Origin of the sequence: Sphingomonas ginsenosidimutans (assembly GCF_002374835.1) — a bacterium.
In the GTDB taxonomy this organism is placed as follows: domain Bacteria; phylum Pseudomonadota; class Alphaproteobacteria; order Sphingomonadales; family Sphingomonadaceae; genus Sphingomonas; species Sphingomonas ginsenosidimutans.
This window is the reverse complement of sequence record NZ_NWVD01000008.1, coordinates 64583-81177: the sequence shown is the minus strand read 5'-3', so window position 1 is coordinate 81177 and position 16595 is coordinate 64583. Positions and strand designations below refer to the sequence as shown.

Sequence of the window (16595 nt, the reverse complement as noted above, 5' to 3'; positions counted from 1 at the left end):
CCGCCCCTATATCGCCCGTCATGCCCGCCACCGCCAAGATCTGCGGCCTGTCCACCGCACCGACGCTCGACGCCGCCATCGCCGGGGGAGCGAGCCATGTCGGGTTCAACTTCTTCGCGCCTTCCCCGCGCTATATCGCCCCAGAACGGGCACGCGCGCTGGCACAGCGGATGCCGCAGCATGCCCGCCGCGTCGGAGTGTTCGTCGATCCCGATGACGCGCTGCTCGACGCCACCGCCGACACGCTCGACGCGATCCAGCTGCACAAGACCGCGCCGGACCGGATCGCCGCGATCCGCGCGCGCTGTGGGCGCGAGATATGGGCGGTCGTCGCGGTGAAGACGCGTGCCGATCTGGACAATGCCGCGCGCGTCGCCGGCGCGGCCGACCTGATCCTGTACGATGCCAAGACGCCGGACGGCGCGAAACTGCCCGGCGGGATGGGGGTGCGATTCGACTGGTCGGTGCTCGACGGCTTCCGCCATCCCCTGCCCTGGGCGCTCTCCGGCGGCCTGGACGCGGGCAATGTGGGCGACGCGGTGCGCCGGACCGGCGCCCCGCTGGTCGATGTGTCCTCGGGCGTGGAGACCGCGCCCGGCGTCAAGGACGTGGACAAGATCGCCGCCTTCCTGCAACGGGTCGCCTCACTATGAACGCTCCCAATTCCTTCCGTGCACAACCCGATGAGCGCGGCCATTTCGGCGACTACGGCGGCCGCTACGTCGCCGAGACGCTGATGCCGCTCGTCCTCGATCTCGAGCGCGAGTATCGCGCCGCGAAACAGGATCCGGCCTTTGCCGCGCAGTTCGACGACCTGCTCGAACATTATGTCGGCCGCCCCTCGCCGCTCTATCATGCCGAGCGGCTGACCGAGGCGCTGCGCGACGGCGCGGCACCGGGCATGGGCGCGCAGGTGTGGTTCAAGCGCGACGAACTGAACCATACCGGCGCACACAAGATCAACAATTGCATCGGCCAGATCCTGCTGGCGATCCGCATGGGCAAGACGCGGATCATCGCGGAAACGGGGGCGGGGCAGCATGGCGTCGCCACCGCGACCGTGTGCGCGCGCTTTGGCCTGCCGTGCATCATCTACATGGGCGCCAAGGACGTCGAGCGGCAGGCGCCGAACGTGTTCCGCATGAAGCTGCTGGGCGCGGAAGTGCGCGCGGTGGAAAGCGGCGCGCGCACGTTGAAGGACGCGATGAACGAGGCACTGCGCGACTGGGTCGCCAACGTCCACGACACCTTCTACATCATCGGCACCGCCGCCGGACCGCACCCCTATCCCGAACTGGTCCGCGACTTCCAGAGCGTGATCGGGCGCGAGGCGCGCGCGCAGATGCTGGCGCGCACCGGGCGGCTGCCCGACCTGCTGGTCGCCGCGATCGGCGGCGGATCGAACGCGATCGGGCTGTTCCATGCGTTCCTGGACGACAGCGACGTCGCGATGCTGGGCGTCGAGGCGGCCGGCGAAGGTCTGGACGCGCGCCATGCCGCCAGCCTGGCGGGCGGCTTCCCCGGCGTGCTCCACGGCAACAAGACCTATCTGCTGCAGGACGACGACGGCCAGATCGCGGAGGCGCATTCGATCTCCGCCGGTCTCGATTATCCGGGCATCGGCCCCGAACATGCGTGGCTGAAGGATATCGGCCGCGTCGAATACACGTCGGTCACCGATCGCGAGGCGCTGGACGCCTTCCAGCTTTTGTGCCGGACGGAGGGGATCATCCCTGCGCTGGAACCGGCGCACGCGATCGCGGCGGTCACGCGCCGCGCGCGGGCGATGCGCGAGGATCAGGTCATCCTCGCCAATCTGTGCGGACGCGGCGACAAGGATATCTTCACCGTCGCCGAGGCGCTGGGAGTGTCGATGTGACCCGCCTCGCCGACGCCTTCCGCGCCGAGCGGCCCGCGCTCGTCTGCTTCGTCACCGCGGGCGATCCCGATGCTGCGGCGACGCCCGCGATCCTCGACGCGCTGGTCGCGGGCGGGGCCGACGTGATCGAACTGGGGATGCCGTTCACCGATCCGATGGCGGACGGCCCCGCGATCCAGGCGGCGAACATCCGCAGCCTGGGCGCCGGCACGACCACCGCCGACATCCTGCACATCGCCGCCGGGTTCCGCGCGCGCCATCCAAACATACCGCTGGTGCTGATGGGCTATGCCAATCCGATGCTGCGTCGCGGGGCGGTCTGGTTCGCCGCGACGGTGCGCGATGCGGGCGTCGATGGCGTCATTTGCGTCGACGTGCCGCCGGAGGAGGACGATGCGCTCGGCCCCGCATTGCGCGCGGCGGGGGTCGATCTGATCCGGCTGGCCACCCCCACCACCAATGCGGCGCGGCTGGGCAGCGTGCTGGGCGGCGCCAGCGGCTTCGTCTATTACGTCTCCGTCGCCGGCATCACCGGCAAGCAGCAGGCGGTGCAGGCGTCGATCGAGGAAGCGGTATCGCGGCTGAAGGGCGCGACCGACCTGCCGATCGCGGTCGGCTTCGGCGTACGCACCCCCGAACAGGCGCGCGCGATCGGCCGGGTCGCCGACGGCGTGGTCGTCGGCTCCGCGATCGTGGAGATCGTCGCCGAACACGGTGCCGCCGCGGCCGCACCGGTCACCACCTATGTCCAGTCCCTGTCGGCTGCGCTGGCCGACGCACGAAAGCAACCCGCATGAGCTGGCTCAGCAACGTCCGCAACGCGCTGTCGGGGATCGTCCCCGGCGCCAAGCAGCAGACCACCGACAACCTCTGGCACAAGTGCAAGGGGTGCGGGACGATGGTGTTCGCCAAGGAGTTGGAGGAGAACCTCCACGTCTGCCCGACGTGCGACCACCACGAGCGCATCGGCCCGCGCGAACGCTTCGCCTACCTGCTCGACGAGGGCAGCGCCGAGGTGCTGCCCGCGCCCAAGGCGGTCGAGGACCCGCTGAAGTTCCGCGACTCGAAGCGTTATGCCGATCGGCTGAAGGCCGCACGCACCGGCACCGGCGAGCAGGATGCCTTCCTCAACGCACGTGGCACGATCCACGGCCACCGCGTCGTGATCGGCGTGCAGGACTTCGCCTTCATGGGCGGTTCGATGGGCCAGGCGGTGGGCGAGGCGTTCATCCAGGGCGTGGAGGCCGCGATCCGCGACAAGGCGCCGTTCGTCGTCTTCACCGCATCGGGCGGCGCGCGGATGCAGGAAGGCATTCTCAGCCTGATGCAAATGCCGCGCAGCACCGTCGCGATCCAGATGCTCCACGACGCCGGCCTGCCGTACATCGTCGTGCTGACCGATCCGACGTCGGGCGGGGTCATGGCCGCCTATGCGATGCTGGGCGACGTGCAGATCGCCGAGCCCAAGGCGACGCTGGCGTTCACCGGTCGCCGCGTGATCGAGAATACGATCCGCGAGAAGCTGCCCGACGATTTCCAGACCAGCGAATATTATCTGGAGCACGGGATGATCGACATGATCGTCCACCGCCGCGATTTGCGCGAGCGGCTGGCGACGGTGATCGGCTATCTGTGCGGGGCACGGAAGGCAGCGGCCTGACCCGCGCAGGGCGCTGACACCATGGCCGATCACGCCGTTTCCGCGGACGCGGCCGTCCAGGCGCAGCTCGACCGGCTGTGGGCGTTATCCCCCGGCGCGGACATATTGGGACTGGACAGGATCACCCGGCTGCTGGCGCGGCTGGGCGATCCGCAGCGCGCGCTGCCCCCGGTCTTCCATGTCGCGGGCACCAACGGGAAGGGATCGACCTGCGCCTTCCTGCGCGCCGCGCTGGAGGCCGCGGGGTGCCGCGTCCATGCCTATACCAGCCCGCATCTGGTGCGGTTCAACGAACGGATCCGCATCGCCGGGACGCTGATCGACGATGCGACGCTGGCGGCCTTGCTGGCGGAGGTGCTCGACGCCGGCGGCGATATCGGTGCGAGCTTTTTCGAAGTGACGACCGCGGCGGCGTTCCTCGCCTTCGCACGGAACCCCGCCGATGCCTGCGTGATCGAGGTCGGGCTGGGCGGCCGGCTGGACGCCACCAACGTGCTGCCCGCCCCCGTCGCGTGCGGCATCGCCGCGCTGGGGCTGGATCATCAGTCGTTCCTGGGCGACACGCTGGAACAGATCGCTGCCGAAAAGGCCGGGATCGCGAAGCCGGGCGTTCCGCTGCTCACCATGGCCTATCCCGCCGGAATCGCGCAGGTCATCGCGCGCACCGCAAAGGCCGCCGACACGCCGCTGCTGGCGCAAGGTGCCGGATGGCAGGCCCGGAGCACGCCGGAGGGCATCGCCTACACCGACCGTAACGGCGCGCTCGTGCTCCCCATCCCGACGATGCCGGGACCGCATCAGTGCGACAATCTGGCGCTGGCGGCGGCGATGCTGCGCCATCAGGATGCGGTGCGCATCCCCGATGCCGCGCTGGCCGCCGCCGCGCGCACGGCACGCTGGCCCGCGCGCCTGCAACGGCTCGCCCCCGGCCCGCTGACCGCGGCGCTGCCGGCCACCGCCTTCTGGCTGGACGGCGGGCACAACCCCTCCGCGGGCGACGCGATCGCCGGGTGGATCGATGCCACTGACGCGCCGCGCGCGCTGGTCGTGGGGATGCTGGCGAACAAGGATCCGGCGGGGTTCCTGCGCCCGTTCGCCGATCGCATCGACACATTGGTGGCGGTGCCCGTGCCGGGGCACGAGCATCACGCCCCCGATGCGCTGGTCGCGCTGGCGCGCTCGCTGGGGATCGCGACCGCATTCGCCGCCACCGATCCGATCGCCGCCGTCGCCGCGCTGGCGGCGCGCGGGGAGCCGCCTGCGGTCATGCTTTTCGCGGGGTCGCTGTACCTGGCGGGCATGGTGCTGGCCGCCAACGACAAGCTGCCGGACTGACCCGATAGATTGCGATTGACTTGCAATAGCGGCTGGACGATCCTCCTTGCGACACGAGGAGTCGTTCGATCATGACCGATATGCCGCTGACCGGTACTGCCACGCTCTCCACCCTGCCCTATGCGCTGCCGCCGTGTGGCCATGCCCGCGTCGCGCTGTTCGCGATCCGTCGGATGGGCGCGCACGGGCTGGGCGATGCCCGCGCGGCGCATGTGCTGTTCTCCACGTTCGGCGAAGCGTTTCGCCGCCCGCTGACGCTGATGCGCGCGTTCATGGCCGACATGGCGGCCAGCGCGACGCAGCCGATCGCGATCGCGCCATGCTGCTGCGCGCGGATGACCCCGGCCGAACGCACCCTGCTGTCGGTGCTGGCGCGGGTGGAGACGCGCAGCGACAGCGCGCGGCTGCTGATGCAGGACCTGCTGGGTCAGCGCGGGGTGGACGGCGTCCTCGCCAGCGCGGCGGCGGTCGCCGCCGCCTTCGCCGACGAAGGGCGACCTGTGGCGATGTAAGGCGGCGTGGTCAGGCGGACGCGCCGTCGCGCGCGTCCCCCGGCCCTTCGATCCCGGCACTGCCGACCGACCGGTCGACCAGCCCCGACCGGCTCATCCACCAGAAGATCAGCACCCCCGGGATCGCCACGATCGTTGTCAGCAGGTAGAAATTGACGAAGCCGAACCGCTCTACCAGCCCGCCCGCAGTCGTCCCGGTCAACACGCGTCCGACCACGCTTGCCGCCGCGGAGATCAACGCATATTGCGCCGCCGTGAAGCGCAGGTCGCACAGCGCGGAGAAATAGGCGACCACCGTCACCCCGCCGATACCGGAAGCGATATTCTCGAACAGGATCGCACCCGCCAGCCCGGCGTTCGAATGGCCCGCCATCGCCAGCAACGCGAAGCTGAGGTTCGACAGTGCCATCAGCAGCAGGCTGATGAACACCGACCGTTTCAGCCCCAGCCGTGCGTACAGCGCGCCGCCGATGAAGATGCCGATCAGATACGCCCAGAAACCGATGCCGACATCGTACAGCGCGATTTCGTCATTCGAAAAGCGCATGTCGTCCAGCAGCAGGCGCAGCACCAGCTGCCCAAGCGTGTCGCCGATCTTGTGGATCAGGATGAACAGCAGGATCACGATCGCACCCGGCCGCGCGAAGAATTCGACGAACGGCTGCCACGCCGCGGCGATCGCCTGACCGGCGCCGCGCCGCGCCTGCGGCTCGCGATGGCGTCGCGGCTCGCCGACGATGAGACCCGCCAGCATCGCCGGCAGTGCCAGCGCCGCGCACGCCAGATAGCCGGCCGCCCAGCCGTGCCGCGCCGCCACCACCAGCGCCAGCGCGCCCGCGCCCGCCGATCCGATCCGCCAGCCGTACTGGCTCATTCCCGATCCGACGCCCAGCTGGCGCGGCTCCAGTATCTCGATGCGATAGGCGTCGATGACGATGTCGAACGTCGCCCCCGCCGCACCGACCAGGATCGCCGCGGTCGCCGCGGCGGCGATGTCCGCCTTCGGATCGACCAGCGCCAGATTGGTCACCGCCGCGATCACCAGCACGCCGGTCAGCAGCAGCCACGACACCCGTTGTCCCAGCCCGCCGATCACCGGAAGGCGGACGCCATCGATCATCCACGCCCACAGGAATTTCAGGTTGTAGACCAGGAACGCCAGACTGAACGCGGTGACCGTCTTCTTGTCGATCCCGTCCTGTGCCAGCCGCGTCGTCAGCGTCGCGGCGATCATCGAGTAAGGGAAGCCCGAGGACACGCCCAGCGCGAACGCCGCCAGCGGCCCGCGTTCGACATAGGGGCGCACGCCATCCACCCACGTCCGCCCGTCCGTCCTGCCCGCCATCAAACGCTTGCTCCGAAGAATGAAGGGCGCAACACTATCGACAAAATACGGAGAGGTAAGCCCATGAACGCACCTGTCGGCGCGCTGGCGCCCACGCCTGGCCAATTGGCGCTCGCCCGGCTGCTCGCCGATGGCGGGCGACGGCGGGACATCGGCATCACGCATGTCGATGCCGCGGCCTATACCGATCCGGCACGCCACGCCGCTGAACAGGCGCGCATCTTCACGAAGGTGCCGCTGGTCGCCGCGCCCTCGGCGCTGCTGCCGCAAGCCAATATGGCGGTTCCGCACGACGGCTTCGGCAAGCCGCTGCTGATCGCGCGCGACCGCGACGGGCAGGCGCACGTCTTCCTCAACGTGTGCAAGCATCGCGGCACGCGGCTGGTAGAGGGCGAGGAAGCGGTGTGCGCGCCGCGGCTGGTCTGCCCCTATCATGCGTGGAGCTACGCGCTCGACGGCCGGCTGGCGGGGCTGCCGCGCGGCGATGCCTTTCCGGGCCTCGACAAGGAAGCGTTCGGGCTGACTCGCCTTCCCACGCGCGAGGCGGGGGGGCTGATCTGGTTCAGCTTCACCGGGGATGCCGATTTCGCGGAGGCGGACGCGCTGGGGCTGGACTTCGACGCGTTCGGCCTGGCGCAGATGCACCTGTTCCGCCGCCGCACGCATCGCGTCGACGCCAACTGGAAGCTCATCATGGATGCCTTCCTGGAAAGCTATCACGTGCTGCGCCTCCACGCCGACACGATCGGCCCGTTCTTCAAGGACGGCGTCGCCTCCGCCGACACGATCGGCTCGCACCAGCGATCGGCGGTGGGGCGCGACGTCGACGCGGCGGCGGTGCGCGCTGCCGACTGGCCGACGCTGCGCGGCGCGATCACCTACACCTATCAGATGTTTCCGGGCGCGGTGCTGATCGTCAGCCCCGATTACGTCAACCTGATGGTGCTGATGCCGCAGGCGCACGACCGCGTCTGGGTGGAGGATTTCATGCTGATCCCGGAGCCGCCGGCGACCGAAAAGGCGCTGCGCCATTGGGAAAAGAGCTGGAACCTCCTCGACGGCGGAGTCTTCGCCGCGGAGGATTTCCGCGCCGCCGCGCTGGGGCAGCAGGGGCTGTCATCCGGCGCGATCGATCGCATAACACTGGGCACGCTGGAGGCGGGCATCCGCCTGTTCCATGATCAGGTGGAAGCGCGGCTCTAGCCCGCGAACAGCCGCAGGCCGGACGGCAGCGACCGCGGTCGCTTGCCCTGACGCGTGCGATCGATCGCATCGACCGCGCCCAGCAGGTCGCGCTGCGCATAGGGCTTGGCCAGGCACCCGACCGCCAGCGCGGCCGCATCCGCGGGGCACAGGCTCGACACGAACAGCACCGCGATGCCGCGCGCCTGCGCATGGCGCGCCACGTCGATGCCGTTGCCGTCCGCCAGATTGATGTCGGCCAGGATCAGGTCGATCGCGGCGTCGCGCTCGATCGCCGCGACCGCATCCGCGACGCGATCGACCGTCGCGACGACCTCATAGCCTTCCTCGGTCAGCAGGTGTTCGGTATCGAACGCGACCAGCGGTTCGTCCTCCACCACCAGCAGGCGGGTGATCACGCGTCGTTTGCGTCCGAATATCATGGGGCTGGCCGTTTTCCCGTCGTTGCGCAAGCATAACGCAGCCGAGCGTACATCGCCGCAAATATTTCCGCACGGTGACGTCGCGATCCGCTAATGAGCCGCCATGGCCGATGATCGCCCCCAACACCGTATCGCCAAGCTGCTCGCACGTGCGGGCGTCGCTTCCCGCCGCGAAGTGGAGCGGATGATCGAAGAAGGGCGCGTCGCGCTCGACGGCGTGGCGCTGACCACCCCCGCGACCGTGCTGCGCTCGCTCCATGGCGTCACCGTCGACGGCCAGCCGGTCGCCGCGCCCGAACCCGCGCGGCTGTTCCTGTTCCACAAGCCGACCGGCGTGCTGACCACCGAGCGCGACCCGGCGGGCCGCCCGACGATCTACGACCGGCTGCCCAAGGATCTGCCGCGGCTGGTGCCGGTCGGCCGGCTGGATCTCAATACCGAGGGGCTGTTGCTGCTGACCACTGACGGCGGGCTGAAGCGCCAGCTGGAGCTCCCCTCGACAGGGGTGGAGCGGACCTATCGCGCGCGCGCCTATGGCCAGGTCAGCCAGCAGCAGCTGGAGGATCTGATCGACGGTATCGAGATCGAGGGCGTGCGCTACGGCTCGATCGACGCCAATCTGGAGCGCCGCACCGGCGCCAACGTCTGGGTCGAGATGACGCTGCGCGAGGGCAAGAACCGCGAGGTGCGGCGCGTGCTGGAACATCTCGGCCTGCGCGTCAGCCGGCTGATCCGCGTGCGCTACGGCCCGTTCGTGCTCGGCGACCTGCCGGTGGGGGGCGTGGGCGAGGTGCGCGTCGCCGATCTGGTCGCATTCCGGCAAACGCTGAAGACCGCCGCGCCAATCCGTCCGGCGACGCCCGACGTATCGGTCGCCGGCCGGCGCGCGCCGGTACGCGCGCGTCCCGCTGCGCCGCGTCCCGCCGGTTCGCGCCCCGGCGCACCGCATCCCGGCGCACCGCGCGATTCCGCGAGGCCGAACCCCGGATCCCCCATCCGGCCCAAACCTGCGCCCCGACCCAAGCCCGCCCCGGCCCCGGCCGAACCCGTCGAGGCGGCACCGACGCGGCCCGCGAAGATCAAGCGCCAGCCCGGCTGGGCCAAGCCCAAGCCGCGCACCGGCCCCACCCGCTCCGGCCCGAAGCGGAAGCCGCGGGCATGAGGATCATTTCCGGTGCCTGGCGCGGCCGCCCGCTGGTCGCGCCGAAAGGCGACACCACCCGCCCCACCGCCGATCGCACGCGCGAGGCATTGTTCTCCATGCTGGCCAGCCGTGTCGGCAGTTTCGAGGGGCTGGCGGTCGCCGATCTGTTCGCCGGTTCCGGCGCGCTGGGGCTGGAGGCGCTGTCGCGCGGTGCGGCATCGTGCCTGTTCGTGGAGCAGGACAAGGCCGCGATCGATGCGTTGCGCGCCAACATCGCGAAGCTGGGCGCGGCCGGCACCGACGTGCGCGCCGGATCGGTGCTGGCGCTCGGCCCCGCGCGTGCGCCACTGGATATCGTGATGATGGACCCGCCCTATGGCACCGGCGCGGGCGCGGTGGCGGCGGACAAGCTGGCGCGGCTCGGCTGGATCGGCCCGGCGACGTGGCTGTCGATCGAAACCGCCAAGGCCGAGGCGGTCGAGGTCGCCGGCTTCACCGTGGAGGCGGATCGCCACCACGGCCGCGCGCGGCTGACGCTGCTGCGGCTCGCCTGACGCTCAGCGGGCGTCGCGGGGCGTGCGCATGACCAGCAGCGCGATCAGGCTCAGCAGCGACATCGCCGCCAGATAGCCGCCGACCAGCGGCAGGCCGCCGCGATCCGCCAGCGCCTGCGCCGCCACCGGGGTCAGCCCGCCGCCGATGATTCCCGCCATGTTGAACGCCAGGCTGACCCCGGTGTAGCGCACGCGCGCCGGGAACAGCCCCGGCAGCCACGCTCCCAGCGGGCCATAGACGAAACCCATCACGAACAACGCGAACGCCATGCTGGCGAACATCGCGACCAGCGATCCCGATCCCAGCCCCGGCGCCAGCACGAACCCGGCCACCACCGCGCCGACGCAGCCCCATTTCAACACGTGCGCGGGGCTGGTGCGGTCCGCCCATGCCCCCGACAGCGCGATGCCCACCGCCATGAACAGGATCGCCGCCAGCTGCATCGCCAGGAACGTCTGGCGGTTCACCCCCAGCGTCGTCGTCGCGTAACCCAGCGCAAAGGCAGTGGCGAGATAATAGACCGCGAAACACGCCACCGCGCCCAGCGTGCCGCCGATCGCCGCGCGCCAATGCCCGCGCAGCAGCTCACCCTCCGGCACCGCCGGCGGCGGCCCTTCCTCCAGCACCTGCGCGAACGCCGGCGTCTCGGCGATGCGCACCCGCACCCACAGCCCCAGCGCGACCAGCACCACCGACAGCAGGAACGGCACGCGCCACCCCCATGCCATGAATTCCGCCGGCGTCATCGCCAGCCCCAGCAGCAGGAACAGCCCGTTGGCGGCAATGAAGCCGACCGGCGCACCCAACTGCGGCACCATCCCGTAGCGGCCGCGATGCCCCGGCGGGGCATTCTCCACCGCCAGCAACGCCGCCCCGCCCCATTCGCCGCCCAGCCCGAACCCCTGGCCGAAGCGCAGCACGCACAGCAGCACCGGCGCCCAATAACCGGCGGTCGCATAGGTCGGCAGGAACGCGATCGCCAGCGTCGATCCGCCCATCAGCATCAGGCTGGCGACCAGCGTCGACTTGCGCCCGATCCGGTCGCCGTAATGGCCGAACGCCCAGGCTCCGACCGGGCGCGCGAAGAACGCCACCGCCAGGCTGGCATAAGAGGCGAGCAACTGCGCCGACGGGCTGCTGGCGGGAAAGAACAGCGGCCCGAACACCAGCGAAGCGGCGGTGGCGTAGATATAGAAATCGTAGAATTCCACCGACGTACCGACCAGGCTGGCCAGCAGGATTCGGCGGTGGGACGCGGTCGGATCGGGCGCCGGGCGGGCGGCATGAGGGGCTTCGGACGACATGGCGTCTCATCGACGCCGCGGGGGGCGGGCGTCAACGCGCAAATCGCACGCTTCGGTCACGAAATCCTCTCGGACCGACACATTGCAGCAATGTTGAACCGCTAGGCGGGCTTGGTGGCTGCCCCTCCCCCTGTGGGGCGCCTCGCGGACCGGGCAAAGCCCCCTCGCCCGGACCTTCCCTGAACTACGGGGCGGCACCTGCCCAGGCGCCGCCCCGTTTTTTCATACCGGCCCGGCGAACAGGCCTGCGCTTACAGCCCGCCCGCGCGCACGACCAGCAACAGCATCCAGTACAGCACTCCTGACAGCAGCATCGCCACCGGCAGCGTCAGGAGCCACGCCGCGGCGAGCTGCAGCAGGGTGCGGCGCTGCAATCCCTGCCCGCTCGCCACCGAGGCGCCGGCGACGCCCGACGACAGGATGTGCGTGGTCGACACCGGTAGGCCGAAGCGGTCCGCCGCCAGGATCGTGCCCGCCGCCACCAGCTCCGCCGACGCGCCCATGCCATAGGTCATGTGCTGCTTGCCGATCTTCTCGCCCACCGTGACGACGATCCGCTTCCAGCCGATCATCGTGCCCAGCCCCAGCGCCAGCGCGACCGCGATCTTGACCCACAGCGGGATGAAGCGCGTGCCCTTCTCCAGCCGTTCCTGATACGCCTTCAGCTCGTCGACATCCGCGGCGCTCAGCCCCGCCTTCGGGGCCTTGGCGATCGCCCGCATCGTTTCCAGCACCAGGTACATGTCGTTGCGCACGTTCTGCGTCGCCCCGGCGGGAACGTTGCTGAGCGCGCGATATGCCGAGACGCGGCGCGACAGGTCGTCCGACACGCTGACCACCGCGCCGTACACCAGCGGATCGACGGTGGCGCGCTGCTCCAGCGCCCGGACCAGGATGGGCCGCGCGCGCTCCAGCGGCACCGCCGCCGCGCCCTTGCGCACCAGCACCGTCGACGCGGCCTGCGCGCTGGCGACGAAGGCCGGCGTTTCGCTCGCTGGCTGGGTACGGTTCAGCGCATAGGCGGTGGGCGCGCATCCGATCAGGATCAGCATGATAAGGCCCATGCCCTTCTGCCCATCGTTCGACCCGTGGCTGAACGACACCGCGGTGCAGGTGAAGATCAGCAGCGCCCGGATACCCCGCGTCGGGGGGGCGTCGCCCTCCGGCGCCTCCATCAGCTTCGGGTTGCGCGTGACGTAGCGCAGCACGACCAGCAGCAGCGCCGCCGCGAAGAAGCCGATCAGCGGCGCCATCCACAATCCGGTCAGCACCTTGCTCGCCTGGCTCCAGTCGACGCCCGAGGTGCCGCCCCGGCCAGCGCTGAGCAGCTGGTTGGCGAAGCCGACGCCCAGCACCGATCCGATCAGCGTGTGGCTGGAGCTGTTGGGGAGCCCGACATACCAGGTCGCCAGATTCCACACCACCGCCGCCAGCAGCAGCGCGAAGATCATGGCGAAGCCCGCCCCCGATCCGACATTCAGGATCAGGTCCACCGGCAACAGCGTGACGATCGAATAGGCGACCGCGCCTGACGACAGCATCACGCCCAGGAAATTGAAGAATCCCGACCACACCACCGCGGCATGGGCGGGCAGCGAGTTGGTATAAATCACCGTCGCCACCGCATTGGCGGTATCGTGGAAACCGTTCACGAATTCGAAGCCGAGCGCGATCAGCAACGCCAGCACCAGGAACAGGAATACCCCGCTTGCCAGCGGGGTCCCCACCAGCTGCGTATCGCGGATCACGCTGACCGCAGCATAGCCGAAGCCCCCGACCACCAGGGCCAGGAACAGCAGACGCGCCACGGGATGAACCGGGGCATCGAACCGCCGGGTCGACGGAGCGGCGGCCGCCTGAGCCTCCGCGGGGACAATGGTAGCCATCACCTTCGCCCCATCGTCTCCGTCCGTGACAATCTCATGACGGATGCGCCCCCCAGCGGCGCAACGCGCGGCGGCGCTGTGTCGCGACGGGACCGCGGGGGTTCAGCCGTGAGAGCTATCGGGCGGGGCCAGCTTCGCCAGCTCGGCCGCCATCAGCGGGATGACCGCGTTCAGCGCACGCACCGGGCGAATCATCACCTTGAAGCGGGTGATATGATCGTCGCCGTCCCATTCGATGATATCAACGCCGTTGACCTGCGTTTCGTCGGCCAGCGTGCATTCGAACTCGAGCACCGCCGATCCGTCCCCGCGCCATTCGTTGACGTAGCGGAAATCGGGGCCGCCCAGCACGACCGCCGCCGCACCCAGATAGCGCATCGTCACCTCACGCCCGCGCTGCGGCGTGTGCACGGCGGGGCTTTGGAACACCACGTCGGGATGGAGCATCGCCTCCAGCGCGGCGGCGTCCGGCGCGCGCATGTAATCGTGCCAGCGGTGGATCGCATCGCTCATGCGTCGACTCCCGGATAGGTGGCGAAGGCGGGGAGGTCGGCGATCCCCGCCGCCCAGGGCAGTCGTTCGCGTACCATGATCTGCGCGCCCGGCGAATGATCCTCGGGATGGTCGAGCGTCGCCGACTGAATATCGACAATCCCCGGCAGGATTGTGGCGTTGCGATAGAAGAGGCCCGTGCCGCATGCCGGGCAGAAGGTGCGCGTTCCCAGCTCCGACGATCGATAGTCGGCGGTCGTGCCCGCGATTCGCACCTGATCTTCCTGGAACGCGATCCAGCCGACCATCGGCGCACCGGCCCAGCGGCGGCAGTCGCCGCAATGGCAGATGGCGTGATGTGCCGGTTCGCCCTGCGCCTGAAAGGTTACGGCGCCGCAATGGCACCTGCCGCTGATCGTCACGCCGTCTCTCCCGTTTGTTTATGCTATGTTCCCACGATGCGCGGCGCGATGCAAGCGTGACGTCGCGCGGCGGCTTGCCGCGGCGGCGCGCGTTCCCTACCTGTTCGTCGGTGACCGAGCTTTCCCCTACCACCGACGCCGCACCGTACCTGTCCGGCCTCAACGAACCGCAGCGGCAGGCCGTGCTGACCACCGACGGGCCGGTGCTGGTGCTCGCCGGCGCGGGCACGGGCAAGACCGCGGCGCTGACCGCGCGGCTGGCGCACCTGCTCTACACCCGCCGCGCCTGGCCGTCGGAGATTCTGGCCGTCACCTTCACCAACAAGGCCGCACGCGAGATGCGCGAGCGCGTGGGGCGGCTGGTGGGCGAGGCGGTGGAGGGGATGCCGTGGCTGGGGACGTTCCACGCGATCGGCGCGAAGATGCTGCGCCGCCATGCCGAGCTGGTCGGGCTGCAATCCAATTTCACGATCCTCGACACCGACGACCAGCTGCGCCTCATCAAGCAGCTGATCGTCGCGGCGGACATCGACGAGAAGCGTTTCCCGGCGCGCAGCCTGGCGGGGCTGATCGACGAATGGAAGAACCGCGGCCTGACCCCGGCGGAGGTCGATGCGGGCGAAAGCGAACGCTATGCGAACGGCCGAGGCGGCGAATTGTACCAGCAGTATCAGGAGCGGCTGAGGGCGGTGAACGCCTGCGACTTCGGCGACCTGCTGCTCCACGTCCTGACCATCCTGAAGCGCGAGCGCAGCGTGCTGGAACAGTATCAGCAGCGCTTCCGCTACATCATGGTGGACGAATATCAGGACACCAATTCGGTCCAGTACCTGTGGCTGCGGCTGCTGGCGCAGGAGCGGCGCAACATCTGCTGCGTCGGCGACGACGACCAGTCGATCTATTCGTGGCGCGGCGCGCAGGTCGAGAATATCCTGAAGTTCGAGAAGGACTTCCCCGGCGCCACCGTGATCCGGCTGGAACAGAATTACCGCTCCACCCCGCACATCCTGGGCGCGGCCAGCGGCGTGATCGCCAACAACGGCGGGCGGCTGGGCAAGCAATTGTGGACCGAGCTGGACGCGGGCGAGAAGGTCCGCGTGCTCGGCGTCTGGGACGGCCCGGAAGAGGCACGCCGCGTCGGCGACGAGATCGAGGCGGCGCAGCGTTCCGGCACGTCGCTGGACGACGTCGCCATCCTGGTGCGCGCGCAGCACCAGACCCGCGAGTTCGAGGATCGCTTCATCTCGATCGGGCTGCCCTACCGCATCGTCGGCGGCTTCCGCTTCTACGAACGGGCGGAGATCCGCGATGCGCTCGCCTATCTGCGCGTCGTCAACCAGCCCGCCGACGACCTGGCGTTCGAACGGATCGTCAACACCCCCAAGCGCGGGCTGGGCGACAAGGCGATCGCCAAGCTGCACCAGCTGGCGCGCGCCGGGGGAATGCCGCTGACGATCGCCGCCGCACGCATCCTCGATACCGACGAACTGACCCCGCAGGCGCGCCGCAGCCTGGGCAATTTCGTCGGCGACATCGCCCGCTGGCGCGACATGGCGCGCGACCTGCCGCACCCCGAACTGGCGCGCCAGATCCTCGACGAAAGCGGCTATACCGCGATGTGGCAGGCGGAAAAGTCGACCGAGGCAGCGGGTCGGCTGGAGAATTTGTCCGAACTGGTCCGCGCGATGGAGGAATATGAAAGCCTCGGCGCGTTCCTGGAGCATGTCAGCCTCGTCATGGACAATGAGGCGACGCGCGAGGATCCCAAGGTCACGATCATGACCATCCACGCCGCCAAGGGGCTGGAGTTCGACACGGTGTTCCTGGCCGGCTGGGAAGAAGGCATCTTCCCCTCGCAGCGCGCACTGGACGAGGGCGGCACGCGCAGCCTGGAGGAGGAGCGCCGCCTCGCCTATGTCGCGATCACCCGCGCGCGCCGCCGCGCGACGATCCTCCATGCCGCCAACCGCCGCATCTACGGCCAGTGGACCAGCTCGATCCCGTCGCGCTTCGTCGGCGAGCTGCCGCCGCACCATATCGACAGCGAGACCAGCATGTCGGGGGGCGAGAGCCTGTGGCGCGCCAACTGGTCCGAACGTGCCGATCCGTTCGCCGACGTCGCGCGCGGCACCGGCCGCGGGCCGGGGTGGCAGCGCGCGGCGGGCGCGCTGGGCAGCAAGCCGGGCGGCGAATGGACCAGCCGCACCTTCACTCGCGAACCGGTGCGCGTGGTCGAAAGCCGCGCGTCGGCGGTCAGCCTGGGCAACAAGGGGCGCGGCGACCTGGTGACCGGGCAGCGCGTCTTCCACCAGAAATTCGGCTATGGCGCGATCGCCGAGATCGAGGGCAACAAGCTGGAGATCGATTTCGAACAGGCCGGGCGCAAGCGCGTGATGGACAGTTTCGTCACCCCGGCCTGATCCCTGCCCCGCGCTC

At 69.7% G+C, this 16595-nt stretch carries 16 protein-coding genes; 10 read left to right on the top strand and 6 right to left on the bottom strand.

What is annotated here, in order from left to right:
* Window positions 1-20: 20 nt before the first annotated feature.
* The 6 genes from COA17_RS15015 to COA17_RS14990 all read left to right on the top strand — a co-directional run bounded on the left by COA17_RS15015 (window position 21) and on the right by COA17_RS14990 (window position 5386).
* Window positions 21-653 carry a phosphoribosylanthranilate isomerase gene (locus COA17_RS15015; protein ID WP_096613556.1) on the top strand — a complete coding sequence of 211 codons (633 nt, stop codon included), beginning with the start codon at window positions 21-23 and terminating at the stop codon, window positions 651-653.
* Entirely contained in the window at window positions 650-1879 is a 1230-nt protein-coding gene (trpB, locus tag COA17_RS15010) for a tryptophan synthase subunit beta (RefSeq protein WP_096613554.1), read from the top strand. The genes COA17_RS15015 and trpB overlap by 4 nt, the downstream gene beginning before the upstream one ends.
* Complete coding sequence (gene trpA, locus COA17_RS15005; protein WP_096613552.1) at window positions 1876-2676, top strand: tryptophan synthase subunit alpha; 801 nt, start codon at window positions 1876-1878, stop codon at window positions 2674-2676. Before trpB ends, trpA begins: the two co-directional genes overlap by 4 nt.
* A complete protein-coding gene (accD, locus tag COA17_RS15000) occupies window positions 2673-3539 on the top strand; it encodes an acetyl-CoA carboxylase, carboxyltransferase subunit beta (protein ID WP_066486859.1) in 867 nt (288 codons plus the stop codon). Before trpA ends, accD begins: the two co-directional genes overlap by 4 nt.
* A 21-nt stretch (window positions 3540-3560) precedes the next feature.
* Entirely contained in the window at window positions 3561-4874 is a 1314-nt protein-coding gene (locus COA17_RS14995) for a bifunctional folylpolyglutamate synthase/dihydrofolate synthase (protein WP_096613550.1), read from the top strand.
* 71 nt (window positions 4875-4945) lie between these two features.
* On the top strand, window positions 4946-5386 hold the full coding sequence (locus tag COA17_RS14990; protein ID WP_066486855.1) for a DUF6628 family protein: 441 nt from the start codon (window positions 4946-4948) through the stop codon (window positions 5384-5386).
* Between the two features lie 10 nt (window positions 5387-5396).
* Here COA17_RS14990 and COA17_RS14985 read toward each other — a convergent pair whose 3' ends face one another.
* Complete coding sequence (locus COA17_RS14985) at window positions 5397-6731, bottom strand: AmpG family muropeptide MFS transporter (RefSeq protein ID WP_096613548.1); 1335 nt, start codon at window positions 6729-6731, stop codon at window positions 5397-5399.
* A 63-nt stretch (window positions 6732-6794) separates the two neighbouring features.
* Here COA17_RS14985 and COA17_RS14980 point away from each other — a divergent pair, with 63 nt between their 5' ends.
* The gene (locus COA17_RS14980; protein ID WP_096613546.1) at window positions 6795-7934 is read left to right on the top strand and encodes an aromatic ring-hydroxylating oxygenase subunit alpha; all 1140 of its coding nucleotides are present in this window, start codon (window positions 6795-6797) and stop codon (window positions 7932-7934) included.
* Here the strand turns inward: COA17_RS14980 and COA17_RS14975 are convergent.
* Entirely contained in the window at window positions 7931-8356 is a 426-nt protein-coding gene (locus COA17_RS14975) for a response regulator (RefSeq protein WP_096613544.1), read from the bottom strand. The two genes, COA17_RS14980 and COA17_RS14975, sit on opposite strands and share 4 nt — an antisense overlap.
* A 103-nt stretch (window positions 8357-8459) precedes the next feature.
* On the opposite strand from COA17_RS14975, the gene COA17_RS14970 reads away from it, so the two are divergent.
* Both COA17_RS14970 and rsmD read left to right on the top strand, forming a co-directional pair.
* Window positions 8460-9518 (top strand): pseudouridine synthase, encoded by a 1059-nt coding sequence (locus COA17_RS14970; RefSeq protein ID WP_141397114.1) that lies wholly within the window; start codon window positions 8460-8462, stop codon window positions 9516-9518.
* Window positions 9515-10054, top strand: a complete 540-nt coding sequence (gene rsmD / locus COA17_RS14965) for a 16S rRNA (guanine(966)-N(2))-methyltransferase RsmD (RefSeq protein WP_096613542.1) — start codon at window positions 9515-9517, stop codon at window positions 10052-10054. Before COA17_RS14970 ends, rsmD begins: the two co-directional genes overlap by 4 nt.
* Window positions 10055-10057: 3 nt before the next feature.
* Here the strand turns inward: rsmD and COA17_RS14960 are convergent, their stop codons facing one another.
* The 4 genes from COA17_RS14960 to COA17_RS14945 form a co-directional block, all read right to left on the bottom strand.
* Entirely contained in the window at window positions 10058-11359 is a 1302-nt protein-coding gene (locus tag COA17_RS14960; protein ID WP_096613540.1) for an MFS transporter, read from the bottom strand.
* A 251-nt stretch (window positions 11360-11610) separates the two neighbouring features.
* Window positions 11611-13245: an inorganic phosphate transporter gene (locus COA17_RS14955; RefSeq protein ID WP_096613538.1), complete on the bottom strand. Its 1635-nt coding sequence runs from the start codon at window positions 13243-13245 to the stop codon at window positions 11611-11613.
* Between the two features lie 102 nt (window positions 13246-13347).
* Window positions 13348-13758: a nuclear transport factor 2 family protein gene (locus tag COA17_RS14950; RefSeq protein ID WP_096613536.1), complete on the bottom strand. Its 411-nt coding sequence runs from the start codon at window positions 13756-13758 to the stop codon at window positions 13348-13350.
* A complete protein-coding gene (locus tag COA17_RS14945) occupies window positions 13755-14159 on the bottom strand; it encodes a GFA family protein (protein ID WP_245857848.1) in 405 nt (134 codons plus the stop codon). Before COA17_RS14945 ends, COA17_RS14950 begins: the two co-directional genes overlap by 4 nt.
* Before the next feature lie 110 nt (window positions 14160-14269).
* On the opposite strand from COA17_RS14945, the gene COA17_RS14940 reads away from it, so the two are divergent.
* Window positions 14270-16579 (top strand): ATP-dependent helicase, encoded by a 2310-nt coding sequence (locus COA17_RS14940; RefSeq protein WP_096613661.1) that lies wholly within the window; start codon window positions 14270-14272, stop codon window positions 16577-16579.
* Window positions 16580-16595: the final 16 nt, after the last annotated feature.

Excerpts from the sequence above, each read along its gene's own strand:
- COA17_RS15015 (WP_096613556.1), top strand. The coding sequence starts at position 21 with ATGCCCGCCACCGCCAAGATCTGCGGCCTGTCCACCGCACCGACGCTC.
- trpB (WP_096613554.1), top strand. The coding sequence starts at position 650 with ATGAACGCTCCCAATTCCTTCCGTGCACAACCCGATGAGCGCGGCCAT.
- accD (WP_066486859.1), top strand. The coding sequence starts at position 2,673 with ATGAGCTGGCTCAGCAACGTCCGCAACGCGCTGTCGGGGATCGTCCCC.
- COA17_RS14995 (WP_096613550.1), top strand. The coding sequence starts at position 3,561 with ATGGCCGATCACGCCGTTTCCGCGGACGCGGCCGTCCAGGCGCAGCTC.
- COA17_RS14990 (WP_066486855.1), top strand. The coding sequence starts at position 4,946 with ATGACCGATATGCCGCTGACCGGTACTGCCACGCTCTCCACCCTGCCC.
- COA17_RS14985 (WP_096613548.1), bottom strand. The coding sequence starts at position 6,731 with ATGGCGGGCAGGACGGACGGGCGGACGTGGGTGGATGGCGTGCGCCCC.
- COA17_RS14980 (WP_096613546.1), top strand. The coding sequence starts at position 6,795 with ATGAACGCACCTGTCGGCGCGCTGGCGCCCACGCCTGGCCAATTGGCG.
- COA17_RS14975 (WP_096613544.1), bottom strand. The coding sequence starts at position 8,356 with ATGATATTCGGACGCAAACGACGCGTGATCACCCGCCTGCTGGTGGTG.
- COA17_RS14970 (WP_141397114.1), top strand. The coding sequence starts at position 8,460 with ATGGCCGATGATCGCCCCCAACACCGTATCGCCAAGCTGCTCGCACGT.
- rsmD (WP_096613542.1), top strand. The coding sequence starts at position 9,515 with ATGAGGATCATTTCCGGTGCCTGGCGCGGCCGCCCGCTGGTCGCGCCG.
- COA17_RS14960 (WP_096613540.1), bottom strand. The coding sequence starts at position 11,359 with ATGTCGTCCGAAGCCCCTCATGCCGCCCGCCCGGCGCCCGATCCGACC.
- COA17_RS14955 (WP_096613538.1), bottom strand. The coding sequence starts at position 13,245 with ATGGCTACCATTGTCCCCGCGGAGGCTCAGGCGGCCGCCGCTCCGTCG.
- COA17_RS14950 (WP_096613536.1), bottom strand. The coding sequence starts at position 13,758 with ATGAGCGATGCGATCCACCGCTGGCACGATTACATGCGCGCGCCGGAC.